Raw genomic sequence first — 23,899 nt, 5'->3', positions numbered from 1 at the left:
ATGGCCATCACCGGCCGCGCCGGCCTGCTGGCGCTCGTGGGCATCGTCGTGGTGGCGCTCGGGATTCCGTCGTGGACCGGGGTTCTCCTGGTGCTGGCGGTGATCGCGCTCGGCGTGGTGGTGGACCTGCTGCTCGCGGCTTCCGTGCGAGGGCTGTCGTTTTCGCGGACGGGCGCGACCTCGGCGCGGCTGGGCGAGACGGCCGAGGTGACGTTGTCGGTGACCAACCTGTCGTCGCGGCACCTGCGGGGCCTGTTGCGTGACGCGTGGCCGCCGAGCGCCGGGGTGGAGCAGGACCGGTTCGCTGTCGCGGTGCCGCCGGGGGAGCGGCGGTCGGTGGTCGTGCGGTTGCGTCCGGTGCGGCGGGGCGACCGGTCGTCGGAGCGGGTCACGGTGCGGGCGCTGGGGCCGCTCGGGCTGGCGGGGCGGCAGGGTTCGCACCGCGTGCCCGGGACCGTGCGGGTGCTGCCGCCGTTCGCCGGCCGCAAGCACCTGCCGTCGCGGCTGGCACGATTGCAGCAACTCGACGGGCGTCAGGCCGCGCTGGTGCGGGGCGAGGGGACGGAGTTCGATTCGCTGCGCGAGTACGTGATCGGTGACGACGTACGCTCGATCGACTGGCGGGCCTCGGCGCGGGCGGCGGACGTCATGGTGCGGACGTGGCGTCCGGAGCGGGACCGGCACCTGCTGCTGGTGCTGGACACCGGTCGCACGGCGGCGGGCCGCGTCGGCGACGTGCCCCGGTTGGACGCGGCGATGGACGCCGCCCTGCTGCTCGCCGTGCTGGCGTCGCGGGCGGGAGACCGGGTCGACTTCCTGGCCTACGACCGTCAGGTCCGCGCCCACGTCGCCGGTGCGCAGCTGCCCGCGCTGGTGAACGCCATGGCGCCGTTGGAGGCGAGCCTCGTCGAGACCGATGCACGAGGGATGGTGGCGGAGGTGCTTCGTCGGGCCCGGCGGCGGTCCTTGGTGGTGCTGCTGACCGGGTTGGATGCCGCGCCGCTGGAGTCGGGGCTGCTGCCGGTGCTGCCGTCCGTGGTCGGGCGGCATCAGTTGCTGGTGGCCGGGGTGGCGGATCCTTCCGTGGCGTCGATGGCTCGGGCTCGGGGGGATGCGGAGGCGGTTTACGGGGCGGCCGCGGCGGAACGCACGCTGGGTGAGCGGCGGTCGGTGGTTTCTACCTTGGTGCGGCGTGGGGTCGAGGTGGTGGATGCGGTGCCGGAGGAACTGGCTCCGGCGCTCGCCGATCGGTACCTGGCGTTGAAGGCGGCTGGGCGGTTGTGAGGTGTTCGGCAGCCGCTACGCGGGTTGTCGCGCTGCGCGCGGCTGGACTGAGCCGTGGCCGCCCCGATTTTTCAGGGCTTCTACGGCCGAGCAGGCGGTGTCAAGGCGGGAAAGAGTACCTTGACTCCGCCTGATCGTCCGTAGAACCGGGCTGGGGATCGGGTGCGGGGGAGGTGTGGGCGGCCTGGTGGCTGGGTTGCGTTGCCGGGTGGCGGTTGCGTCGGTGGGTGGCGTGCCGGAGCGGCAAACACGCCAGCGGGAACGGCAAACACGCCGCGCACGGCGCTGTGTTTGCCGCTCCGGGCGCTGTGTTTGCCGTTGCGGGCGCTGTGTTTGCCGCTCCGGGGGCGCGCGCGGGCTCTACGGCCCGAAAGGACATCAGTCGGTGGCGATCACCATGAACAGGCGGGTGCTCAGGCGCTGCATCAAGTCTCCGGGCACCTCACCGGTGTGGCGCGTCAGCGACGTCTTCGGCACGTGGTCCAGCCACGTGTACCGCACCCACCCGCCGCTGCCGGTGGCGACGCTGAGCGGCACGGCGTGTTCGATGACCTCCATCGTCACCACGTGCTCGTCGTCGATGTCGTTGAGCATGTTGCCGGAGAAGATCAGCACGCGTCGCGGGCCGTCGCCGACCGCCCAGATCTGGCCCCTACGCGGCCGAAGAGCCACGGGCACGCCAGTCGTCCGCCGCGGCGCGGACCTGGTCGGGGTGCTCGGCGTTCCACCGCGCCTGCTGCTCGCACAGCTGCCGGTACGCCTCCCGCTCGACCGCGGCCAGCACCCACTCGTCCACGGACTGCCCCGCTTCCTCGGCACGGGCCCTGACCTGCGCGTAGGTGTCGTCGGAGAGTGTCAGTCGCATGATCCCACCCTAAAACCCGCCACCGACAATTCCGGGCAACGGCGTGTCAACCCGCCTCGGGACGCAGGTCACCGGTGTCGCGCGAGTCGGCGTCGCCGGTGATCCCGGCCCGCACCGCCCGCCGTCCGAAGACGAACACGTAGACCAGGAACAGGACCTCGGCGGCCACGCCGATCGCGATGCGCCCCCACGTCGGCAGCCCCGAGGGTGTCACGAACGCCTCGATCATCCCGGACACCAGCAGCACGCACACCAGCCCCAGCGCGATCCCGGCCGCCGACCGGCCCTCCCGCGCCAGCGCCGCCGACCGTGATCGGCGTCCCGGCTGGATCACCGTCCACCCCAGCCGCAGACCGGTGCCCGCCGCGACGAACACCGCGGTCAGCTCCAGCAGGCCGTGCGGGGTGATGAGCCCGAAGAACACGTCGAGCCGCCCCGCCGCGGCCATCAGCCCGGCCGACACGGCGACGTTGAGGGCGTTCTGCCACAACGCGATCAGCACCGGGATTCCCAGCAGCACCCCGAAAAACAGGCACATCGCGGCGACCCACGCGTTGTTCGTCCACACCTGGGCGGCGAAGGAGGTGGCGGGATTGCTGGAGTAGTAGGTCTCGAACCGCCCGCCGGGCTCGGTGAGCGCGCGGATCGCCTCCGGGGCCGCGATGCTCGCCTGCACCCGCGAATCGGTGGCGATCCACACCCCGAGCAGACCGCTCACGACGATCGTCACCAGCGCGGTCGGCACCCACCAGCGGGCGGAGGTGTAGACGGCGGCGGGGAAGCGGCGCGCGAAGAACAGCCCGATTTCCCGCCAGGCGGGGGTGTGTGAGCCGGTGACGGCCGATCGGGCGCGCGTGACCAGCGACGACAGCCAGGACAGCAACGCCGGGTCGGGCGCCGAGGATCGCACGACGGACAGGTGCGTCGCGGCCCGCTGGTACAGCGTGACCAGCTCGTCGGCCTCCGGGCCGGTCAGCCTGCGGGTCGCCAGCAGCCGGTCCAGCCGGGCCCATTCGGCGCGGTGGGCCGCGACGAACAGGTCCACGTCCATGGGGGCAGATTACAGTGAGCCGGTGTCCACCGAACCCGATCTGGTGACCGGCGAGGCCGTCGTGCTGGAGCTGCCGATCGCGCAGCTCGCCAGCCGCGCCGCGGCGTTCGCGATCGACGTGTCGGTGCAGGCTGCCGCGCTCCTGCTGTTCCTGCTGGCGCTGGCCATGTCCGGGGTGGCCGACGGGGCGCTGATCGCCGCGCTGGCGCTGGGGTTCTTCGTGCTGGTGCGGGTCGGGTACTCGGTGCTGTTCGAAACACTCAGCCGCGGCCGCACGCTGGGCAAGATGGCGCTGGGACTGCGCGTGGTGCGCGACGACGGCGGGCCGGTCCGGTTCCGCCAGGCGCTGACGCGGGCCCTGTCCGGCGCGATCGTCGACTTCGGACCGGTGCTCGCGTGGAGTGCCGTGGCGTTGTTCGTGTCGCTGTTCTCGCCGAGGTCCAAGCGGGCCGGGGACTACCTGGCCGGCACCGTGGTGATCCGCGAACGCGCTCCGCGGGTCCCCGCGCCGCACATCGCGATGCCGCCGGCACTGGCGGGCTGGGCGGCGCAGCTCGACCTGACCGGCCTCGGCGACGACCTCGCGCTGGCGATGCGGCAGTACCTCGCGCGCTACGGCGAGCTGAGCCCGCGGGCGCGGGAACCGTTGGGGCAGCAGCTGATGCACGACGTCGCCACGCGCATCGGCGCGCCGCCCCCGTGGGGCGTCCCGGCGTGGGCCTACCTGCAGGCGGTGCTGGCGGAACGCCGCCGTCGCGCGGGCGGATACGGCGTGACCGGGTGGTCGCCGGTTCCGGCCGACCGCCCCGCGGTTCAGCCGCCGGCCGAGCCGGGCGAGCCCACCCCGCCGACGGGCTTCGCCCCGCCCGGCTGACCGGCCGTCACGCCGCCGACCCCAGCCGTCCGCCGCCGTCCACGCGCAACACGATGCCGGTCGTGAACGTGTTGTCCGCCAGGAACGCGATCGCCGAGGCGATGTCGTCCGCGGTGCCCACCCGGCCCGCGGGCAACCCGGCCGCGATGCCCGCGAACGTTTGCGCCTTGGCGTCGGCGTCCAGGAAGTCCCACCACGCCGTGTCGATCACGCCCGGCGAGACGGCGTTGACCCGCACCGGCGCCAGTTCCACCGCCAGCACCGGCACCATCGCCTCGATGCCGGCGTTCACCGCGGCCAGTGCGGCCGTCCCGGGCATCGCGGCACCGGCGGAGGCGGCGGACACGAAGGTCAGCGAACCACGCAGTACCGGGAGCGCCGCGCGTGCCGCCGCGGTGTGCGGGACCAGCTTCCCGTCGACGCCCTCGCGCAGGCCGTCCATGGTCAGGTCGGCGAACGCGCGGGTGCCGGGCGCTCCGGTGACCGTGACGACCACGTGGTCCACGGGTCCGGTCGACGCGAAGAACTCCTGCAGCGCCGTGTAGTCACGGGCGTCGACGAGCGAGCCCCGCGCCGAACCGCCCAGCTTGCCGAGCGCGGTCTCCAGCTTGCCCGCGGACCGCCCGGTGATGATCACCTCCCGCCCGCTGTCGACCATCCGGTGCGCGGTCGCCAGGCCGATGCCGGAGGTGCCACCCAGGATCACGGCTCGTTCGGTCACGATCTTCTCCTATTTCCGAGACACTGTGCATCGAAAATATATACGAGGCACTGTGTCTTGTAAAGTGCGCCGCATGAGAGGACGTCCCCGCAGCGAAGAGGCCCGGCGCGCGATCCTGGACACGGCACTGCGCATCTGCCACCGCGACGGCTACCGGCAGGTCACGATCAAGGCGATCGCGGACGAGGCGGGCGTCGGCAGACAGACCGTGTACCGCTGGTGGCCCGATCGCGCCCAGGTGCTGCTCGACGCCCTCATCGAGCTCCGCGAACGCGAGCCCGGCCTGGACCGCCGGACGGGCGACACCCTCCGCGACGTCGAGCGGATCCTGGCGCGCACCTTCGAGCTCACACACGAAAGCACCGGCCCCGCCCTGGTCGGGCTGATGGCCGACGCCCAGGACGACCCCGGACTGTCGGACCGCTTGCAGGGCACCGTGATCGGTCCGCGCCGCGACGTGCTGCGTGACATCCTCCTGGACGGCGTCGAGGCGGGTGAGCTGGCCGAGAACGTCCCGCTCCCGCTCGTCGTCGACTTCGCGTTCGGCACGATGTGGTACCGGCTGCTGAGCCGTCACGCGCCCGTCGACGACCGGCTGGCCGCCGAGATCACCGCCGCCGTCGCGCGCCTGCTCGCCCGGTAACCTGCGCGGGTGCGATGGCTGTGCGCGCTGCTGCTGGTGCTGGTCACCACCGGCACCGCCGATGCGCAGGAGCCGCCGCTGCCGACGTTGCCGGACAGCGCCGAGATCGAGATGAAGCTGCAGCGCGACGGCTCGCTGTCGGTCGCCGAGGCGGTCTCGGTCTCCGAGCCCGCCACGCGCACGATCCCGCTCCGCGTGCCCAGCGCGCGCAACCGCGAGCGCGTCTACTCGATCCGGGACCTCGCCATCGAGGGGGCCGGCACGGCGGAGCAGACCGGCGACGCCGTCCGCGTCACCGTCCGCGGCACCACCACCATCCGGTACACAGTGGACGGTGTCGTCCGGAACGTCGGTGACCACCTCGAAGTCAGCTGGCAGCTCACCGGCTGGAACGCCGCGCTCACCCTCGTCCGCGCGAGCTTCGCCGCGCCCCGCATCGCCGTCGGCGTCCGGTGTGACGCGTGCACGGCCGCCCAGAACGACCAGACCGGCCTCACCCGCTTCTCCGCGCAACGCCTCGATACCGGCGGGCGACTGCACATCGCGGTCGACCTTCCGCCGGGCACCGTTGCGGCCAACGCCCGGCTGGAGCCCGCGCGAACCCTCGCCGGTGCGTTCGTCTTCACCGCGCCGGTCGCCGCGGGCTGGTTCGCCTTCGGGCTTCTCCTCCTCGCCGGGATGGCGGCGCTGTGGCGCACCCGTCGCGAGGGCGAGCCGCTGCCGTCCGGGTTCACCGCCGAGCCGTTCGCGACACCGGACGGTGTCCTGCCAGGGCACATCGCCCTGCTGCGCAACGAAGACGCGGAGGCCGTCACCGCCGTCGACCTGGCCGTCCGCGGCTATCTCGGCCCCGCGGGCGAACGACTCCACGACGCCGACGACCAGCTCACCGGGTTCGAGCGCCGGGTCCTCGACGGCGAAGCCCCCGGCGACGCCGTCGAACGCGACGCGATCCGCCGCGGCTGGCTCCGGTCGCCCGGACGCGCGCGCCGCGCCGGAATCCGGATCGTCTGCTACGGGTTGTTCCTCACGATCGTCCTCGCGCTCACCGTCGGCTACGCGCAGCTCGGCGTCGTCCTCACGCTCGCGGGCGCGGCGCTGGCCCTGGGCGCGCGGTTCCTGCCGTCGACCACCCGTCGCGGCCGGACGCTCCTCCGCCGCCTCGCGGACCCGGCCGAACTGCCCGCGACGGAACGCTTCGCGCCCTACGCGCTCGCCCTCGGCCGACCGGTGCCCGCCACCGCGTTCGCCCTCGGTGAATTCCTCGTCGCGCTGCGGGACCGCCGCCGGACCCGCACCGGCTGAGGGCCGTATGGTGGGGCGCATGGCGGAGATTTCCCGGACCTCCCGGTTCACCCTGGACAACGGCTTGCGAGTCGTGCTCGCGCCGGACCCGACCGCTCCGGTCGTCGGTGTCGCCGTGCACTACGACGTGGGCTTCCGCTCCGAACCGGAGGGGCGCACCGGGTTCGCCCACCTGTTCGAGCACCTGATGTTCCAGGGCAGCGAGAGCCTGGAGAAGCTCGCGCACTTCAAGATCGTGCAGTCCAGCGGCGGCACCTTCAACGGCTCGACCCACCCGGACTACACCGACTACTACGAGGTCCTGCCCTCGGCGGCGCTGGAGCGGGCGCTGTTCCTGGAAGCGGACCGCATGCGCGCGCCGAAGCTGACGCGGGAGAACCTCGCCAACCAGATCGACGTGGTCAAGGAGGAGATCCGCCTCAACGTGCTGAACCGGCCCTACGGCGGGTTCCCCTGGATCCTCCTGCCGCCGGTGCTGTACCAGACGTTCCCCAACGCGCACAACGGGTACGGCGACTTCACCGATCTGGAGCAGGCGAGCCTGGACGACTGCGCCGCCTTCTTCGACACCTTTTACTCGCCCGCCAACGCGGTGCTCACGGTGGCCGGTGACTTCGAGCCGGACCGCGCGCGCGAGCTGATCGGAAAGCACTTCGGTGACGTGCCGCACCGCCCGGCGCCGCCGAAGCGCTCGTTCGCCGAGCCGCCGCCCTCCGGCGAGATCCGCGGCACCCACACCGACCCGCACGCGCCGCTTCCGGCGCTGGCCATCGGCTACCGCATGCCGGATCCGGTGGGCGAGCTCGACGGCTACCTCGCCCACCTGGTGCTCGCGGGTGTGCTGAGCGACGGTGACGGGTCCCGGCTGCAGCAGCGCCTGGTGCACCGCGAGCCGCTGGTCACCGACATCGGGGCGGGCGCGGGCCTGTTCGGCCCGTTCGAGGCGCGTGACCCGGACACCTTCTCGATCACCGCGATCCACTCGCCGGACGTGCCCGCCGACCGGGTGCTCACCGCGGTGGACGAGGAGCTGGAGAGGGTGGCGGCCACGCCGCCGGACGCGCGGGAACTGGCGAAGGTGACCGCGCGCTGGAGCGCGAGCCTGCACGCCGAGCACGACAGGCTGATGTCCCGGACGCTGTCGCTGGGCGCGTTCGAACTGCTCTACGGGGACCCGTCGCTGGTGAACCGGCTGCCGGAGCGGATGGCCGCCGTCACCGCCGAGGACGTGGCCGCCGCCGCCAAGGCGCTGCGGCCGGACTCGCGCGCGGTCCTGCTGGTCGAGCCCGAAGGGGGAGCGAAGTGACTACCGCCGGACACCGCAGTGCCGAGGAGATCGGCCGCACCGCCACCGGACCCCGCCCGGTTCCGGAGCTGGGCGGCCAGACCGCGGCCGCCAATCTGTCGCATGTGGACACCGTGTTGTCCAACGGGCTGCGGCTGCTCGCGGTCCGCAAGGCGACGGTGCCGCTGGTCGAGCTGCGCTTGCGCATCCCGTTCGGTGGCGGCGAGCCGCTGCACGCGGCCACCGCGGAGGTGCTCGCCGAGACCATCCTGACCGGTACCGCGCGGCGCGACCGCGTCGCGATCGACACCGAGCTGGCGCTGATCGGCGGCGAGCTGAGCACCGTGGTCGACCCGGAGCGGCTGACCATCGCGGGCAACGCGCTGGCCTCCGGGCTGCCGACCCTGCTGGACGTGCTGGCCGACGCGCTCACCGCCGCGTCCTATGTGGACGACGAGGTCGGGCGGGAGTCGGGACGGCTGGTCGAGCGGCTGGCCGTGTCCCGCACGCAGCCGCGGGTGATCGCGCGCGAAGCGCTGCTCACGCACGTCTACGGTGACCACCCGGCCACGCGGGAGGTCCCGCAGGCAGCCGATGTCGAGCGGGTGACGCCGGAGGCGGTGCGCGCCCTGCACGCCGCGTCGGTGCTTCCGCGTGGTTCGGTGCTGGTGGTCGTGGGCGACATCGACCCGGAGCGGATCGTCGGCGACGTCGAGCGCGCGTTGTCCGGCTGGGCCTCCGACCGGGATGCGATCGGCATGCCCGGTCTGCCCGAGGTCGCGGGCGGTGACGTGCTGCTGGTGCCGCGCGCGGGCGCGGTGCAGTCGCAGATCCGGCTCATCGCGCAGTCCCTGCCGCGCACGGATCCGCGCTATGCCGCGCTGCAGCTCGCGAACCTCACCTACGGCGGGTACTTCTCGTCCCGGCTGGTGGAGAACATCCGCGAGGACAAGGGTTACACCTACAGCGCGCACTCCGGGTTCGAGTTCACCGGCCCGACCGCCACGGTCGGAGTCGACGCGGACACCGCGAACGAGGTCACCGCGGCGGCGCTGCTGGAGACCCGCTACGAGCTGGGCAGGCTCGGGGTCGTGCCGCCGACGGCCGATGAGGTCGAATCGGTCCGCCAGTACGCCATCGGGTCGCTGCTCACCGCGACGTCCTCGCAGGCGGGCCTGGCCAGCCAGCTCGCCGCGCTGACCGCCGCGGGCCTCGGCGAGGAGTGGCTGGCCGAGCATCCGGCGCGGCTGGCCGAGGTCACGGTCGACGACGTCGCGCGGGCCGCGCTGGAGTTCTTCGCGCCCGCCCGGTTCACCGGTGTGGTGGTCGGCGACGCGCAGATCCTCGCACCACAACTGACGGCGCTGGGCGGATTCGTGGTGGGGGAGCCCGGCAAGTGAGCGTCGTTCCGTTCACGCTGAGCCGTCTGCCGACACTCTCCCGGTCCACTGTGGATCGTCAGGAGACGTTGCGTACCAACCCCGAGCGCCTGCGGTCGCGGTGGTCCGACGCCCAGGTCATGCTGCTGGACAAGCAGTTGCGTACGCCGGTCCGTCGCGGAGAGCCGGTGCTGGCCACCCGCAAGGCGCTGACGTTCGGCGCGGAACCGCCCGCCGAGGCGGCGTTCCTCGGCGAGTGGCAGGGCGTCGACTACTGGACGGTGCCGGGCGAGCCGGACGGCGATGCGGAGATCGTCGAGGTCCCCGGCAGCTGGGGCGTCGCCGAGGAGGCGCCGCTGGCCGACGGCGAGCTGTGGGTCACCCTGCGCGCGCACGGTGACCAGCTCGACGACACCGCGGCCGGGCTGTTCACCACGGCGCAGGCGCTGCGCGTGTGGCACCGGCAGGCGCGTCACTGCGTGCGCGACGGCAGCCCGACGCACCTGGTGCAGTTCGGGTGGGCGTCGAAGTGCGAGGCGTGCGGTCGCGAGGAGTACCCGCGCACCGATCCGGCGATCATCTGCCTGGTGCACGACGACGAGGGCGTCAACGGCGAGCAGGTCCTGCTCGCGCGCCAGCCGGTGTGGCCGCCGGGGCGGTACTCGGTGCTGGCCGGGTTCGTCGAGGCGGGCGAGTCGCTCGAAGGCTGCTGTGTGCGGGAGATCCGCGAAGAGGTCGGTGCCGACGTCCACGACGTGCGGTACCTGGGCAGCCAGCCCTGGCCGTTCCCGCGCTCGATCATGCTGGGTTTCACCGCGCGGGCCGACGCGTCCCGCGCACTGATCCCGGCGGACGGCGAGATCGAGGAAGCACTGTGGGTGCCGCGCGCCGACGTGCGGGCGGCGTTCGAGGCGAACGGCAGCCCGGTGCCGATGCTGGACGGCGCGGGGGAACTGCAGCTTCCGGGCAATTCGTCGATCGCCCGCGTGATGCTGGAAGCCTGGGCCTACGCCGACCGTGGCTGAAGGCGACGTGGACCCGGCCGGTCCACGTCGCCTCCGTGCTCACGCCAGCAGCGCGCCCAGCGGCAGGATGATCACGATCGCGACCACCGAGATCACCGTCTCCATCAGCGACCAGCTCCGGATGGTCTGACCGACGCTGAGCCCGAAGTACTCCTTCACCAGCCAGAACCCGGCGTCGTTGACGTGCGAGAAGAACAGCGATCCCGCGCCGATCGCGAGCACCAGCAGTGCCGCTTCGGTCGGCGACATCGTGGCCGCCAGACCGGACACCAGCCCGGCCGCGGACACCGTCGCCACCGTCGCCGAACCGGTGGCGAGCCGGATCAGGACCGCGACCAGCCAGCCCAGCAGCAGCGCCGGGATGTGGGCCCCTTCGGCCAGCTGCGTGACGACGTTGCCGACGCCCGCGTCGACCAGGATCTGCTTGAAACCGCCGCCCGCGGCGACGATCAGGATGATCCCGGCGATCGGGCCGAGCGAATCGCCGACCGTCGAGGACAGCTTGTCGCGCGTGAAACCGGCGGCGCGGCCCAGCGTGAACATGCCCAGCAGCACCGCCGCGAGCAGCGCGATCAGCGGGTCACCGATGAAGTCGAGGACGCGCCGGGCCGTGTTGCCGTCGTCGGCGACGATATCCGCGATCGCCTTGCCCAGCATGAGGACCACGGGCAGCAGCACCGTCACCAGCGTCGCGCCGAAGCTCGGGCGGCGCACGTCCTCCTCCTCGTCACCGCCGGCCGGGACCAGGTGTTCCGGCGCCTTGGCGTCCGGCACCCAGTGCGCGGCGAGCCTGCCGAACAGCGGCCCCGCGATGATCACCGTCGGGATCGCGACCAGCAGCCCGAGCCCGAGCACGATGCCGACGCTCGCGTTGAGCGCGCCCGCCGCGGCGAGCGGACCCGGGTGTGGTGGCACCAGACCGTGCAGCACCGACAGGCCGGCCAGCGCCGGAATGCCGACCAGCATCAGCGGTTTCTGGCTGCGCTTGGCGACCAGCAGCACCACCGGGATCAGCATGACCAGGCCGATCTCGAAGAACATCGGCAGCCCGATCAGCGCGGCGACCAGCGCCATCGCCCACGGCAGCGCCTTGGACGAGGTGCGGGACAGGATCGTGTCGACGATCTGTTCCGCGCCGCCGGAGTCGGCAAGCAGCTTGCCGAGCATCGCGCCCAGCGCGATCAGCAGCCCGACGGAGGCGACGGTCGAGCCGACCCCGCTGGAAAAACTCTTGATCACTTTGTCGACCGGCAGTCCGCCCAGCAGGCCGACCACGACCGATCCGATGATCAGGGACAGGAAGGCGTGCATGCGCGCCTTGCTGATCAGCACCACGATCACGGCGATGCCGATCAGGGTGGCCACGACGAGCCGGGTGTCGGTCCCGGTCCATGCGGCGGCGAGGTTACTCACGGCTGCTCCTTTGCCAGCTCGGTGAGCGCGCGGTCCACGATCCCGGTGGGGGGTTCGGAGATGTCGGCGATCATGCCGCGCTCATCGGTTTCGAGGGGTTCGAGGTCGGCGAGCTGGGAGTCGAGCAAGGACACCGGCATGAAGTGCCCGGACCGCCCGCGCATGCGCTCGGCCAGGATGTCCCGCGGACCGTCGAGGTGCAGGAACCACACGTCGCCGCCGGTACGCAGCACGTCGCGGTAGCGTCGCTTGAGCGCGGACGAGGACACGACGCCCCCGCTGTCCTGGTGCTCGGAGATCCAGGCCGCGATCGCGTGCAACCACGGCTGCCGGTCCTCGTCGTTCAGCGGGTGACCGGACGACATCTTCTCGATGTTCGCAGCCGGATGGAACTGGTCGGCTTCGGCGTACACGACGCCGAGGCGCCCGGCCAGCGCCGAGCCCACGGTCGTCTTGCCCGACCCGGCCACACCCATCACGACGATGACCGTCATTGGCTCTCTCCAGACCTCGCTGTCACTCGATCAGTGCAACGCAAAAGTACTACTTATTTAAGCCACAAGTAATACTTAATCGAATCAGTGGGTTAGCGTCACGACCGTGGCCGAAGGAATGCACGAACGCATGCTCGACGCGGTGGGCACCGCGATCGCCTGTGGCGAGCTGTCGCCGGGATCGGTGCTGCGGCTGGAGGAGCTGCAGCGGAACTTCGGTGCCTCGCGCACCGTGGCCCGCGAGGTCGTGCGGGCACTGGAGGCGATGCGGCTGACCACCAGCAAGCGGCGCGTCGGCGTCACGGTGCGGGACTGCGCCGACTGGAACCACTACGACCCCCGGTTGATCCGCTGGCAGCTCGACGGTGAGCAACGCCCGGTCGCCCTGCGCAACCTGATGGAGCTGCGCTGGGCCGTCGAACCCAGCGCGGCCCGGTTCGCCGCGCTCCGGGCGACCCCCGAAGAGCGCGGACGCCTGCGGGCCCTGGGTGCCCGGCTGGAGGTCACCGCACACGCCCGCGACCTCATCGCCTTCCTCGGCCACGACATCGCTTTTCACCACCTGGTGCTCGCGGCCTCCGGCAACCCGATGTTCGGGCAGCTCTCCGAGGTGGTCGCGCAGGTGCTGACCGGCCGCACCGAGCACGGCCTGATGCCGCCCGAGCCGCAGCCGGAGGCCGTCGCGCTGCACCTGGAGGTCGCCCGCGCGGTCGACCTGGCCGACGCCGACCGGGCCGAGCGCGCCATGCGCGACATCATGGTCCAGGCTCGCGACGAGGTCGCCCAGCAGTTCCAGTAGCCTGACGGCGGACTGAATACCGGTCAGAAGTGGCTTGCTTTGCGGTGCGGGTGGCGGAACCTGAGGCGGTGCGGGCTGACGGCCCACAGCAAGCGGCTTCGCCGCTTCGACAAGCAATTCGGACCTCGGGGAGCAACGGAGTGAGTGCCGCACGGGCGATCGGACTGCTGCTGGGGGCGGCGGCGGACGGGGTGATCGGCGAGCCGAAGCGGGGCAGGCCGGTCACCGTGTTCACGCGCACCGTCCGGGCCCTGGACGCCAAGCTTCCCGAAGGCCGCGCCGCGGGTGTCGCGTTCGCCGGCGGGCTGGCCGGGTCGGCGGTGCTCGCCGGGCTCCTCGCGGAACGGGCCGCGCGCCGCAGCCCGGTCGTCCAGGCCTTGGGCACGGCCGTCGCGACGTGGGCCGTCCTCGGTGGCGCGGGTCTCGCCGACGACGGCACCGAGCTGGCCCGTGACCTCGAAGAGGGCGAACTCGACGCCGCCCGCGCGACGCTGTCCGAACTGGACAGCAGGCGCACCGAAGACCTCGACGTGGTCGGGTTGTCCCGCGCGTCGGTGGAGTCGGTGGCCCAGCACACCGCGGACGCCGTCGTCGGACCGCTGTTCTGGGGCGCGGTCGCCGGCGTGCCCGGTCTGCTCGCGGCGCGGACGGTGTCGGTGCTGCGCACCCTCGGCGACCCGACCCGTCCGGCGGGCTGGTTCGGGCGGCGCCTGGACGACCTGGTCAACCTGCTGCCGACCCGCTTCGCGGCGACGCTGACCGTGTCGAGCGCACCGGTCGTCGGCGGTTCGGCGGCCGGGGCGTGGCGCGCGTGGCGGCGCGACACCGGGGCGCACCCGAGCCGCAACGCCGGGCGCATGGAGGCGGCCTTCGCCGGTGCGCTGGAGATCCGCCTCGGCGGCCGCACGGTGTACCCGCACGGGGTGGAGGAACTGCCGGTGCTCGGCGACGGCCGCAACCCGGACGCCGGGCACGTGACCCGCGCGGTCGAGCTGTCCCGGGTGGTCGGATGGCTGGCCGGGGTCAGCTCCGCCGTACTGGCTGCTCTTCTCGGTCTCCGGCGGTCCCGCTAGCTCCGCCCGCCCGTCGCCCACCGCCACCCTCAACGGTGGCGCTGCGCGCCGCTGTCTTGTCTGCCCGTCGCCCACCGCCACCCTCAACGGTGGCGCTGCGCGCCGCTGTCTTGTCTGCCCGTCGCCCACCGCCACCCTCAACGGTGGCGCCGCGCGCCGCTGCATCGTCCTCAGCCAGGATTTCGGCGACCGACTTCCGCCTGCGCCGGTTCTTCTCGCGCTGCGCCATCTCGTTGAGCACGCCGCCGGGCTTCATCTCCCGAACCGTGAAGTACACCAGGCCCGCGATCGCCATGATCCCGAACGCGATCCACTGCAGCGCGTAGGAGAAGAACGGCCCGGCGTCGGTCTGCGGCAGCGGCAGCGCGTCGAGCACGCCCGGCTGGTCCTGGTCGAGCTGGAAGTAGCCGGGCCGGATGTCCAGACCACTCGACCGCGCCACGACCCGCGAGTCCACCACGTAGCTCTGCAGCCTGCCGTGCGTGGAGGCGTCGGCGAAGGCGTCCCGGTTCTTCGGGTCGTTCTCGTCCTGCCGGATCCGCGCGACGATCGTCACGGTGCCGTCCGGTGGCGCGGCGTAGGGCGGCACCTCGGTGCGGGAGTCCGGCTGCAGGTAGCCGCGGTCGACGAGCACGACCTGCCCGTCGGTGGTGCGCAGCGGGGTGAGCACCTCGAACGCGGGCTGGCCCTGCACGGTCCGCAGGCGCGCGACGACCTCGTGCGCGGGCAGGTAGGTGCCGGTGATGGTGACGTTCGTCCATTCGGTGCGGCTGTCCGGGACGGCGCCGGGCGGGAGGACGTCGTTGAGCGGCCGTGGATCGGCGCTGAGCGAGGCTTCGATGGCGTTGTTCTGGGTTTCGCGCTGGTCGTTGCGGCTGAACTGCCACGGGGACAGCAGCGTGAAGCAGGCGAACGCGAACGCGAGCACGCCCACCACGAGGGCGAGCCAGCTCGGCCGGAGGAGGAACTTCAGCCGCACACCCCTACGGTAAGCCGTCGCCGCGGCGGGCGGTGCGGGGAGGTCGCCGCAGCGTGCGGCGTCACAGGACGAACCGGACGGACAGTCAGCCGAGTGTCGTACGGGCGGCTTGCAGCGCCTGCCGTGCGTACCCGCCGCCGAAGACAGCGGCGTGCATGAGCAGCGGGAACACCTGGTGCAGCTCGACGCGGTCCTGCCAGCCGTCGGCCAGCGGGGACTCGAACTCCTTCGCCGCCTCCTCGTACGCGCCGAGGATGTGCTCCAGCAGGGGCGTCCCGAACAGCCGCAGCATCGCCAGGTCCGTCTCGCGGTGCCCGCCGTGCGCGGCGGGGTCGATCAGCCACACCCCCTCGCGTGCCCAATGGACGTTGCCGCTCCACGCGTCGCCGTGCAGACGGGACGGCGGCTCGGGCGGGCCGCCCAGCTCGTCCAGCCGTTCGCACAGGCGGTCGAACACCGTGGCCTGGTCGGCGTCGTAAAGGCCCTGGTCGACGCACATCCGCAGGTACGGAAGCACTCGGTGGGCGGCGTAGAAGGACGGCCAGTCGGGGCACGGCTCGTTGCGCATCGGCGCGATGCCCATCCACGCGTCGGCCGGGCCGCCCGGCGGGGGCGAACCGTAGGACGGCGCGCCCCGCAGGTGCAGCCGCGCCAGGCCGCGCCCGAACGCCTCCGCCGCGGTCGCCTCGGGGTAGGTGGGCGGGATATGGTCCATCACCACCCACTCGTCGTCGTGGGCGTGGACGTGCGGCACCGGGACGTCGCCGTGTTCGCCAAGCCAGCGCAGGCCGGCGGCCTCGGCATCGGCGGCGCCCGGCCCGACGCCCTGCTTGGCGACGAGAACGCCGCGGCCCTCCGCCGTGACCAGGCACACCGCGCCGCTGCTGCGCCGCACCCCGGTGACGGAGACGCCCAGCAGTCGTTCGACGGCTTCACGTGCGCTCATCGAAGTCCGGATACCCAGTTCGGCCGCATCCTGAGCACGGTATCGGACCGAGTGGGGGTGGTCACAGTCTCGCGTTCACCCAGTCGAGCAGCGCCGGGACGGTGCGCTCGATCATCGCGAGCACGTCGTCGAAGCCGTCGTCGCCGCCGTAGTACGGGTCGGGCACTTCGGCGTCCGCCGGGGCGGTGGGGTCGAACGAGCGCAGCAGCCGGACCCGGCCGGGGTCGTCGGCCATGCGGCGCAGCGCGCGGAGGTGGCCCTGGTCGGCGGCGAGGAGGAGGTCCGCGGCCAGGTGGTCGCCGTCGACCTGGGCGGCCACGTGCTTGGCGCGGTAGCCGTGCGCGCGCAGCGTGTCGCGGGCCCGCTCGTCGGCGGGCTCGCCGACGTGCCACGGGCCGGTGCCGGCGCTGGTGACACGCACCCGGTCGGCCAGCCCGGCGCGCTCAAGGTGAGCGCGGAACACGACGGCCGCCATCGGGGAGCGGCAGATGTTGCCGGAACAGACGAAGCACAGGTGCAGGGACGGCTCACTCACACCCGCAGTCTGCCGGACGTGAAAAGATCGCCCCATGCCCGCGCTCGCCGAAGTGATCGCCGTTCTGGAGGACGCCTACCCGCCCGCGCTGGCCGAGAGCTGGGACGCCGTCGGTCTCGTGTGCGGGGATCCCGCCGAGACGGTGGAGAAGGTCCTGGTCTGCGTCGACCCCGTCGCCGACACCATCGACGAGGCGATCGAGGCCGGGGCGCAGCTGGTCGTCGCGCATCATCCGTTGCTGCTGCGCGGCGTGCACGGTGTGCCTGCGGACACTCCGAAGGGTGCGCTGGTGCACCGGCTCATCCGTGCCGGCATCGCCCTCTACTGCGCGCACACCAATGCCGACTCGGCGAACCCCGGTGTCTCGGACGCGCTCGCCGAGGCGATCGGGCTGCGGGTGCTCCGCCCGCTCGACCCGCATCCGGACGGCGGCACCGGACTGGGGCGCATCGGGGAGCTGCCCGTGCCCGAGCCGTTCGCGGCGTTCGTGCGGCGGGTCGCCGCCGCACTGCCCCGCACCGAACCCGGCGTTCTCGGCGCGGGCGACCCGGACCGTCTGATTAGGACCGTCGCGGTGTCGGGCGGGGCCGGCGACAGTTTTCTGGAGACGGCCCGGCGCGCGGGGGTCGACGCCTACGTCACCGCCGACCTGCGGCATCACCCCGCAGGGGAGCACCTGGAGACCGGGCCGGACGCGCCCGCTCTGGTCGGCCTGACCCACTGGGCCAGCGAATGGCCGTGGTGTGGTCAAGCCTCGGCGGTCCTGCGTACCGCCTTTGCGGGTAACGTCGACGTTCACGTGTCCGGGCGCCGCACCGATCCGTGGACCATCCGTGTGTGAACCGAGGGAGTACCAGTGAAGGCAGAGCCAGCCGTCCAGCGTCAGCTGCTCGAGCTCGCGAAAGTGGATGCCGAGCTGTCCCGGGTCGAGCACCGCCGCCGCACCATGCCCGAGACGGCGGAGATCGAGGGCATCGAGAAGACCCTGCGCGAGCTGCGTGACACGGCGATCCGCCACGAGACCGCGGCGTCGGACCTGGACCGCGAGATCGCACGCCAGGAGAAGGAGATCGAGTCCGTCCGGGCGCGCGAGGACCGCGACCGCACACTGATCGACGGCGGCAGCGTCAACGCCAAGCAGGTCGCCGACCTGCAGCACGAGCTGGAGACCCTGGCGCGCCGCCAGAGCGCGCTCGAAGACGACCTGCTGGAGCTGATGGAGCGCCGCGAGGCGCTGGGCCTGGACGTGCAGCGCACCGGCGCCGAGGTCGACAAGACGCAGGAAACGCTGGCCGAGGCGGAGCGCCGCCGCGACGAAACGCTCACCGATCTGGACACCACGAAGGCGCGCCGCGACGAGGACAGGGCGAAGCTGCTGCCGCGGTTCCCGGAGGGCCTGCTCAAGCTGTACGAGCGGGTGCGCGCGCAGAAGAACATCGGCGCCGCGCTGATCCGGCAGCGGAAGTGCCTGGCCTGCAACATGGAGTTCGACCGCAACACCGTCGCCGAGATCAAGGCCGCCGCGGAGGACGAGGTCGTGCAGTGCGAGAACTGCGGCGCGATCCTGGTCCGCACCATGGAGTCGGGCCTGTGAAGGTCGTCGTCGAGGCCGACGGCGGTTCGCGGGGCAACCCCGGTCCGGCCGGCTACGGCGCGCTCGTCCGCGACGCCGGCACCGGTGAGGTTCTGGCCGAGCGGCAGGAGGGTCTGGGCGTGGCGACGAACAACGTCGCCGAGTACTCGGGCCTGATCGCCGGGCTGCGTGCCGCGTCCGGCGTGGGCGCGAGCGAGGTCGCCGTGCGGATGGACTCCAAGCTGGTGGTCGAGCAGATGTCCGGCCGGTGGAAGATCAAGCACGAGGCGCTGCGCCCGCTCGCCGAGCAGGCCCGTGAGCTGGCGGCCGGGTTCGCGAGCGTGACCTACGAGTGGATTCCGCGCGCCGAGAACTCCCACGCCGACCGGCTGGCCAACGAAGCCATGGACACGCAGGCAGGCAAGCCGGGCCCGGACCGCACCTCCCCGGCGAGGTGGACCGGGGCCCAGGGCACGCCGACGAAGATGCTGCTGCTGCGGCACGGTCAGACCGCGATGTCGGTCGAGCGCCGCTACTCCGGCCGCGGTGACGTGCCGCTGACCGAGCACGGCCTGCAGCAGGTCGCGGCCGCGGCGAAACGCCTGGCCGGGTTGCCGGACCTGGGTGGCGACACGGCGATCGTCGCGTCCCCGCTGACCAGGACGAAGCAGACCGCGCAGGCCGTCGCCGACGCGCTCGGCAGCCGGGTCGAAACCCACCCGGGCCTGCTGGAGACCGACTTCGGCGAGTGGGAAGGACTGACCTTCACCGAGGCCGCGGAGCGTGATCCCGCGCTGCACGGCCGCTGGCTGCGCGACCCGTCGGTGCCCGCGCCGGGCGGGGAGAGCTTCGACGCGGTGCTGCGCCGGGTCCGGCAGACACGCGACGAGCTGATCGAGGCCCGCGGCGGGCAGACGATCATCGTGGTCAGCCACGTCACGCCGATCAAATCGCTGCTGCGGCTGGGCCTGGACGCCGGGCCGTCACTGCTGTTCCGGTTGCACCTGGACCTGGCGTCGGTGTCGATCGTCGAGTTCTACCCGGACGGCAACGCCTCCGTGCGCCTGGTCAACGACATCTCGCACCTCGGTTAGAGCACGAGCCACAGCGCGGTGGTCGCGGCGGCGAGGCTGACCGGCACTGTTGCGAGGCCGAGCCGGGTGAACTCGCCGACGCCGGGGGCGTCGCGGCCCAGCACCCGGCGCCACAGCAGCGTCGCCAGCGAGCCGAGGTAGGTGGCGTTCGGGCCGATGTTCACGCCCAGCAGGACCGCCAGCAGCACGCCGGTGGCCGGGTGCGGGCCGAGCACGGACAGCAGGATCAGCGTCGCGGGCAGGTTGTTGAGCACGTTGGCCAGCACGGCGGCGACGAACGCGGTGAGCAGCAGTTCGGGCAACCCGGCCGTCTCCGGGAGCAGCGCGCCGAGCGGGCCGCCGAGCAGGTGGTCGGACACCGACTGCACGACGACCGCGAGCCCCAGCACGAACAGTGTGAGCAGCGGGTTCGCGGCGACGACGATCCGCCACGGCGTCGTCTCGCGGCGGACGAGCGCCCGGACCCCCAGCACGGCGGCGGCGATGGCGGCCACCCAGCCCGGGGCGAGCCCGATCAGCTGACCGGTGGCGAACCCGGCGAGCGTGAGGGCCAGGACGACCAGCGTGAAGACCGGTGCGGGCCGGCCGTCGTCCGGTTGTGGTGTCGGTCGAGGGGCGAGGTCGCGCCGGAAGAACCAGAGGAAGACCGCGAGTTCGATCGTGAGGGTGACGAGCCACGGCAACGCCATCAGCGCGGCGAAGCCGGTGAAGGTGAGCCCGGACGCGGCGAAGGCCAGCAGGTTGGTCAGGTTCGAGACCGGCAACAGGGTCGAGGCGGAGTTGGCCAAATGGGCGCACGCGAAGACGTGCGGCTTCGGGGGCAGGCCGAGCGTCTTCGTGGTGGCCAGCACGACAGGCGTCAGGAGCACGACGGTCGCGTCGAGGCTGAGCACCGCCGTGGTGCCCGCCGCGGCGGCGAACGTGAGGGCGAGCAACACCGGCGGCCGTCCCCGGCACGCGGACGCCAGACGCGTGCCGAGCCAGGTGAAGACGCCTTCCCGGTCGGTGACATCGGCGAGCACGAGGATGGCGGCGAGGAACCCGAGTGTCGGTGCCAGGGTGATCGTTTCGTCGCGGGCCTCGTGGAGCGGGACGAGGCCGGTGGCGAGGACGACGAGCGCGGCCGGGACCGCCAGGAGAGCTTCCGGCAGGCCACGCGGCCGGACCGTGGCGAAGCCGAGAACCGCGGCGAGTGCGCCGAGGCTGCACAGCGCCGCGATCATGGCTTCACATTAGGCCCAGCCGGTCCGCACGACCCAGCCGGTCACGGGAAACTTCCCACGGGTTCGGCGGCGTGCAGGAACCCGAGCAGCAGGAGGTTCGCCCCGCGCCGCTTGTACTCCACCACGCGCCGCGCGATCTGCGAACTCCGAGTCCGCCCACCTACCCTTGCCGTCCGAAGTGGACCTGCCTGCCTGACCGCGGAGCGGAAGCCCTCGACGGCCTGCACGTCGGCCTTGTCCACGATCTCCCGCAGCACCTCACGGGCCTGCGCTTCGGTGTCGCGGGCGATCACGAAACCGTTGAGCCCGAACCGGACGGTGCGGTCGTTCTCCGCCGCGAACCTCGGCGACCTGCTCGCTGAAGCCGTCGAAGTCCGTGCCGTTGCTGAAACACCAGTCCGGCACGCGTCCGGCCAGCCGGCGCGCCGCGGTCGAATTGCCGCCCTGGAACTCCTCGGAGCGCCCCCGGCTGCCACAGTCCAGGGTGGACGGCCGCGATCACCTTGAGCCGCTGCGTCGCCAGCAGCAGGGCGAGGCTGAACCCGGTGGACTCGTGCGTACTCGAACCGTTGTTCTCCGCGAGCACGGCCAGTTCGCGGTGTCTCGGAATGGTTTTCGGACGGCACGCGAGCCGATTCCGAGTGCAGCCGCGCGGTGCGGGCGGGGGCAATCGACGTCCACGCGCTGGGAACGGCTACCCTGGGCAGGCGGACGAGTTGGCCGGGCGGCCGCGAGGGCCAGCCCCTCGAGGAAAGTCCGGACTCCGCAGGGCAGGGTGGTTGCTAACCGCAACCCGGGGCGACCCGCGGGACAGTGCCACAGAAAACAGACCGCCCCGGCCGCACGGCCGGGGTAAGGGTGAAACGGTGGTGTAAGAGACCACCAGCATCCCGGGTGACCGGGGTGGCTCGGTAAACCCCACCCGGAGCAAGGCCAAGAGGGCGCCGTCAGGTGCCTGCGCAGGCGATCGAGGGCGGCCCGCCCGATGCCTGCGGGTAGGCCGCTCGAGCCTGCCGGCAACGGCAGGCCTAGATGGATGGCCGCCACCGCGGTTCGCCGCGGGACAGGATCCGGCTTACACGCCAACTCGTCCGCCCCTTCCGCGCCGGAGCCGCAGCGCCTACGGTCGCAGTCGTGGATCACGAAGAAGCCCGCGCCCTCGCGTACCGGTGCCACCGCGCGCTCGAACCGCTGCACTCGTTCCTCTACTTCGCGCCCGAGGCCGAGCAGGCCCTGACCGGCGCGGGGCTGCGGCCCGGCCGGATGGGCTACTTCGCGAGCCGCTCCGCCCCGATGGGACCGGTCACCGCCGATGTCGTCGCGGCCACGTTCTACAACTTCAACCCGGACCTGATCGCCAAGTACATCCCGCGCGCCTGGAGCCTGGCCGGGCCGGCGGGGATCGTCGAGGCCCGTGTCGCCGCCGCGGACGCCGGGCTGCGCCGCCTGCTGGGCGACGAGCTGGTCACCTCCTCCCGGCTGGCCGAAGCGGCCGAGCTGGCACGCGAGGCCACCGAGGCGTGCACCGCCGAGGGCCGTCCGCTGTACGCGGGCCACGCCGGGCTGGACTGGCCGTCCGAACCGCACCTCGTGTTCTGGCACGCCGTGACCCTGCTGCGCGAGTACCGCGGTGACGGGCACATCGCCGCCCTGGTCGGACACGGCCTGAGCGGGCTGGCGGCGCTGATCACCTACACAGCGACCGGGAAGGGCTTTCTGGTCGCGGCCGCCAAGGCCACGCGCGGTTGGTCCGACGAGCAGTGGGACGCCGGATGCGCGGACCTGCGCGAGCAGGGCTTGCTCGACGACGGCGGCGCCCTCACGGCGGAGGGCACGGTGCTGCGGGACAGCGTCGAGGAGCAGACGAACGCGTCCGCGGTGGCGCCGTGGCGGCACCTGGGCGCGGAGAAGGCCGGGCGGTTGCACGAGCTGGGCCGTGAACTGTCCCGTCACGCGGTCGCGAACGGCGCCTTCCCGGACGGCGTTTTCGCGACACCGAAGGCCTGAGTGTCACGGTTCGTGAGCACGACCGCGTTCGCGCTCACGAGCCGTCATCGGGGTACCGCGTCCTGCCGCGCCCCCGTCGCAGGGAGCGTTTACACCCGAGTTCGCCCGAAAGTGCATTCTGGTCACGCAAGGTGAGTGCAACGGGGGTCCACCCGGGCGCTGTGTGACCGCGTTCGCCGGATCGGCTGATCGACTCGCGCGGAGAAGTCGTCACGCCCGGGTACGTGCTCTGCGGCCGATCGGGTCATGCCACACTGTTGTCCGCGCCATCGACGAGCGATACCGCACACCCAGAGTGAAGCACGACTGCGCCTGTGGGTGAGTCCCTGCCCACACTAGGAAATCCGGGTGCAGGGGGTTAACCCTGAGCGGTCTTGCCACGATGATGGAGGGCGACGAGTTCAGTGGAAGTGGCCGTACTGTGCCTGGTGTGAATGGACTGCCGTTCGACAGAGAGCGCTTTGACCGTCACAACTTGTGACGCCATGATGGGCTAGACAGACCGGACCGGACTTTCCGACCTCGTGGGCCTGCCCCGCGCCGACCCACCCGACACCCACACTCCTCGCACCTGGAGTACGCGATGACCATGATGACACTTGTGCAGCACCTGGCGCAGGGCGAGATCAAGACCCGGGGCGTCCAGCAGTGGCTGCTGGACAACATCATCCCGCTGGTCCTGCTCGCCGTCGCGTTGCTGCTGCTCTGGCTCGGAGGCGGCAAGGGCGACAACGCCGGGGTCATGCGCCGCCTGGCCGGTGTGGTGATCGCGCTCGCGATCGTCGGCCTCGCCGTGAGCGGGCTCGGCGTCAACGTCGGCGAGTGGATCGCCGGCTTGTTCACCAGCTGACGGCGCGGGGTAGCGCGCGTGCGGATTCGAACCGATGACGAGGTCTACCGGGTCGACGCGGTCTGGCTCGGCCCGCCGAAGGCGACGTTCCCGTGGCGGGCCCGGTACGTGGCCTGGGGCGTCGGCATCCCGGTCTTCCTCGTCGTCCTCGCGATCGAGCGGCAGCTCGGTTTCGGGTTCGGCTTCTTCTCCACGGCGTGGGCGTTCGTCCTCACGATCTTGATCACCCGGATGATCACCGCCAAGATCAGTCACGAGCGTCCGCTCGGCGCGGTCATGACGATGTGGCTGCGCGAGTTGCAGGCGCCTCGCGAGAAGACCTCCGGGGAGGGCGGTGCCGTCACGGCGACGAAGATCCGCGTGCGGCACGAGCGGCCGCTCCCCAAGCACAAACGGCGCCCCGCCGCGGCGGGGGCTCACCCTCACCACCAGACAGCACGACCGCGTGGCGCGCGCACCCCGGCGCCACGGTAGGAGGTAG

24 protein-coding genes, 1 other RNA gene and 2 pseudogenes are annotated in these 23,899 nt (G+C 72.3%); 16 read left to right on the top strand and 11 right to left on the bottom strand.

Annotated features, from left to right (window positions below; genetic code table 11):
* Window positions 1-1,284 (top strand): DUF58 domain-containing protein, encoded by a 1,284-nt coding sequence (locus HNR02_RS03740; RefSeq protein WP_179771819.1) that lies wholly within the window; start codon window positions 1-3, stop codon window positions 1,282-1,284.
* Window positions 1,285-1,662: 378 nt separating this feature from the next.
* Here HNR02_RS03740 and HNR02_RS03735 read toward each other — a convergent pair whose 3' ends face one another.
* Genes HNR02_RS03735 through HNR02_RS03725 form a run of 3 tightly spaced genes read right to left on the bottom strand, consistent with a single transcriptional unit; the run spans window position 1,663 to window position 3,200 of the window.
* Window positions 1,663-1,962 (bottom strand): hypothetical protein, encoded by a 300-nt coding sequence (locus HNR02_RS03735; RefSeq protein WP_312860892.1) that lies wholly within the window; start codon window positions 1,960-1,962, stop codon window positions 1,663-1,665.
* Window positions 1,937-2,149, bottom strand: coding sequence for a hypothetical protein (locus HNR02_RS03730; RefSeq protein ID WP_179771818.1), 213 nt, complete (start codon window positions 2,147-2,149; stop codon window positions 1,937-1,939). Before HNR02_RS03730 ends, HNR02_RS03735 begins: the two co-directional genes overlap by 26 nt.
* 46 nt (window positions 2,150-2,195) lie before the next feature.
* Window positions 2,196-3,200: a stage II sporulation protein M gene (locus HNR02_RS03725; protein WP_179771817.1), complete on the bottom strand. Its 1,005-nt coding sequence runs from the start codon at window positions 3,198-3,200 to the stop codon at window positions 2,196-2,198.
* Window positions 3,201-3,222: 22 nt separating this feature from the next.
* On the opposite strand from HNR02_RS03725, the gene HNR02_RS03720 reads away from it, so the two are divergent.
* A complete protein-coding gene (locus HNR02_RS03720; RefSeq protein ID WP_312860891.1) occupies window positions 3,223-4,074 on the top strand; it encodes an RDD family protein in 852 nt (283 codons plus the stop codon).
* Window positions 4,075-4,081: 7 nt separating this feature from the next.
* Here HNR02_RS03720 and HNR02_RS03715 read toward each other — a convergent pair whose 3' ends face one another.
* Window positions 4,082-4,795, bottom strand: coding sequence for an SDR family oxidoreductase (locus tag HNR02_RS03715; protein ID WP_179771816.1), 714 nt, complete (start codon window positions 4,793-4,795; stop codon window positions 4,082-4,084).
* A 73-nt stretch (window positions 4,796-4,868) separates the two neighbouring features.
* On the opposite strand from HNR02_RS03715, the gene HNR02_RS03710 reads away from it, so the two are divergent.
* Genes HNR02_RS03710 through nudC form a run of 5 tightly spaced genes read left to right on the top strand, consistent with a single transcriptional unit; the run spans window position 4,869 to window position 10,432 of the window.
* A complete protein-coding gene (locus HNR02_RS03710; RefSeq protein ID WP_179771815.1) occupies window positions 4,869-5,438 on the top strand; it encodes a TetR/AcrR family transcriptional regulator in 570 nt (189 codons plus the stop codon).
* Between the two features lie 9 nt (window positions 5,439-5,447).
* Entirely contained in the window at window positions 5,448-6,743 is a 1,296-nt protein-coding gene (locus HNR02_RS03705; protein WP_179771814.1) for a DUF2207 domain-containing protein, read from the top strand.
* Between the two features lie 19 nt (window positions 6,744-6,762).
* On the top strand, window positions 6,763-8,049 hold the full coding sequence (locus HNR02_RS03700; RefSeq protein ID WP_246338490.1) for a M16 family metallopeptidase: 1,287 nt from the start codon (window positions 6,763-6,765) through the stop codon (window positions 8,047-8,049).
* The gene (locus tag HNR02_RS03695; RefSeq protein ID WP_179771812.1) at window positions 8,046-9,428 is read left to right on the top strand and encodes a M16 family metallopeptidase; all 1,383 of its coding nucleotides are present in this window, start codon (window positions 8,046-8,048) and stop codon (window positions 9,426-9,428) included. Before HNR02_RS03700 ends, HNR02_RS03695 begins: the two co-directional genes overlap by 4 nt.
* Window positions 9,425-10,432 (top strand): NAD(+) diphosphatase, encoded by a 1,008-nt coding sequence (nudC, locus tag HNR02_RS03690; RefSeq protein ID WP_179771811.1) that lies wholly within the window; start codon window positions 9,425-9,427, stop codon window positions 10,430-10,432. Before HNR02_RS03695 ends, nudC begins: the two co-directional genes overlap by 4 nt.
* Before the next feature lie 39 nt (window positions 10,433-10,471).
* Here nudC and HNR02_RS03685 read toward each other — a convergent pair whose 3' ends face one another.
* Window positions 10,472-11,845 (bottom strand): GntT/GntP/DsdX family permease, encoded by a 1,374-nt coding sequence (locus HNR02_RS03685; protein WP_179771810.1) that lies wholly within the window; start codon window positions 11,843-11,845, stop codon window positions 10,472-10,474.
* On the bottom strand, window positions 11,842-12,339 hold the full coding sequence (locus tag HNR02_RS03680; RefSeq protein WP_179771809.1) for a gluconokinase: 498 nt from the start codon (window positions 12,337-12,339) through the stop codon (window positions 11,842-11,844). Before HNR02_RS03680 ends, HNR02_RS03685 begins: the two co-directional genes overlap by 4 nt.
* A 130-nt stretch (window positions 12,340-12,469) precedes the next feature.
* Between HNR02_RS03680 and HNR02_RS03675 the strand changes: the two genes are divergently transcribed.
* Both HNR02_RS03675 and HNR02_RS03670 read left to right on the top strand, forming a co-directional pair.
* Window positions 12,470-13,138, top strand: coding sequence for a FadR/GntR family transcriptional regulator (locus HNR02_RS03675; RefSeq protein WP_179775678.1), 669 nt, complete (start codon window positions 12,470-12,472; stop codon window positions 13,136-13,138).
* Between the two features lie 140 nt (window positions 13,139-13,278).
* Window positions 13,279-14,211, top strand: coding sequence for a cobalamin biosynthesis protein CobD/CbiB (locus tag HNR02_RS03670; protein WP_179771808.1), 933 nt, complete (start codon window positions 13,279-13,281; stop codon window positions 14,209-14,211).
* A 148-nt stretch (window positions 14,212-14,359) separates the two neighbouring features.
* Here HNR02_RS03670 and HNR02_RS03665 read toward each other — a convergent pair.
* The 3 genes and pseudogenes from HNR02_RS03665 to HNR02_RS03655 form a co-directional block, all read right to left on the bottom strand.
* Window positions 14,360-15,190: pseudogene (locus HNR02_RS03665) on the bottom strand (SURF1 family cytochrome oxidase biogenesis protein); the annotation flags it as partial.
* Between the two features lie 85 nt (window positions 15,191-15,275).
* Complete coding sequence (locus HNR02_RS03660) at window positions 15,276-16,136, bottom strand: fructosamine kinase family protein (RefSeq protein ID WP_179771806.1); 861 nt, start codon at window positions 16,134-16,136, stop codon at window positions 15,276-15,278.
* 61 nt (window positions 16,137-16,197) lie between these two features.
* Window positions 16,198-16,707: a low molecular weight protein-tyrosine-phosphatase gene (locus HNR02_RS03655; protein ID WP_218902634.1), complete on the bottom strand. Its 510-nt coding sequence runs from the start codon at window positions 16,705-16,707 to the stop codon at window positions 16,198-16,200.
* On the opposite strand from HNR02_RS03655, the gene HNR02_RS03650 reads away from it, so the two are divergent.
* The 3 genes from HNR02_RS03650 to HNR02_RS03640 are packed head-to-tail and all read left to right on the top strand — an operon-like array spanning window position 16,706 to window position 19,338.
* Window positions 16,706-17,512 (top strand): Nif3-like dinuclear metal center hexameric protein, encoded by an 807-nt coding sequence (locus HNR02_RS03650; RefSeq protein WP_179771804.1) that lies wholly within the window; start codon window positions 16,706-16,708, stop codon window positions 17,510-17,512. The two genes, HNR02_RS03655 and HNR02_RS03650, sit on opposite strands and share 2 nt — an antisense overlap.
* Window positions 17,513-17,527: 15 nt before the next feature.
* Entirely contained in the window at window positions 17,528-18,265 is a 738-nt protein-coding gene (locus HNR02_RS03645; protein ID WP_179771803.1) for a zinc ribbon domain-containing protein, read from the top strand.
* A complete protein-coding gene (locus tag HNR02_RS03640) occupies window positions 18,262-19,338 on the top strand; it encodes a bifunctional RNase H/acid phosphatase (protein ID WP_179771802.1) in 1,077 nt (358 codons plus the stop codon). The genes HNR02_RS03645 and HNR02_RS03640 overlap by 4 nt, the downstream gene beginning before the upstream one ends.
* On the opposite strand, the gene HNR02_RS03635 is transcribed toward HNR02_RS03640, so the two are convergent.
* Both HNR02_RS03635 and HNR02_RS03630 read right to left on the bottom strand, forming a co-directional pair.
* Window positions 19,335-20,561 carry an SLC13 family permease gene (locus HNR02_RS03635; RefSeq protein WP_179771801.1) on the bottom strand — a complete coding sequence of 409 codons (1,227 nt, stop codon included), beginning with the start codon at window positions 20,559-20,561 and terminating at the stop codon, window positions 19,335-19,337. The genes HNR02_RS03640 and HNR02_RS03635 overlap by 4 nt on opposite strands.
* Before the next feature lie 41 nt (window positions 20,562-20,602).
* Window positions 20,603-21,162: pseudogene (locus HNR02_RS03630) on the bottom strand (LLM class flavin-dependent oxidoreductase); the annotation flags it as partial.
* 111 nt (window positions 21,163-21,273) lie between these two features.
* On the opposite strand from HNR02_RS03630, the gene rnpB reads away from it, so the two are divergent.
* From rnpB to HNR02_RS03610, 4 genes are all read left to right on the top strand, one after another.
* Window positions 21,274-21,655, top strand: an RNA gene (rnpB, locus tag HNR02_RS03625) — RNase P RNA component class A.
* A 40-nt stretch (window positions 21,656-21,695) separates the two neighbouring features.
* Window positions 21,696-22,568, top strand: a complete 873-nt coding sequence (locus tag HNR02_RS03620) for an SCO6745 family protein (protein WP_179771800.1) — start codon at window positions 21,696-21,698, stop codon at window positions 22,566-22,568.
* Window positions 22,569-23,151: 583 nt separating this feature from the next.
* Entirely contained in the window at window positions 23,152-23,418 is a 267-nt protein-coding gene (locus HNR02_RS03615) for a hypothetical protein (protein WP_179771799.1), read from the top strand.
* A gap of 18 nt (window positions 23,419-23,436) precedes the next feature.
* Window positions 23,437-23,892, top strand: a complete 456-nt coding sequence (locus HNR02_RS03610; RefSeq protein ID WP_179771798.1) for a hypothetical protein — start codon at window positions 23,437-23,439, stop codon at window positions 23,890-23,892.
* Window positions 23,893-23,899: the final 7 nt, after the last annotated feature.

It is taken from the genome of Amycolatopsis endophytica, assembly GCF_013410405.1.
GTDB classification, from domain to species: Bacteria; Actinomycetota; Actinomycetes; order Mycobacteriales; family Pseudonocardiaceae; genus Amycolatopsis_E; species Amycolatopsis_E endophytica.
This window is presented reverse-complemented; position numbering and strand designations above follow the sequence as displayed.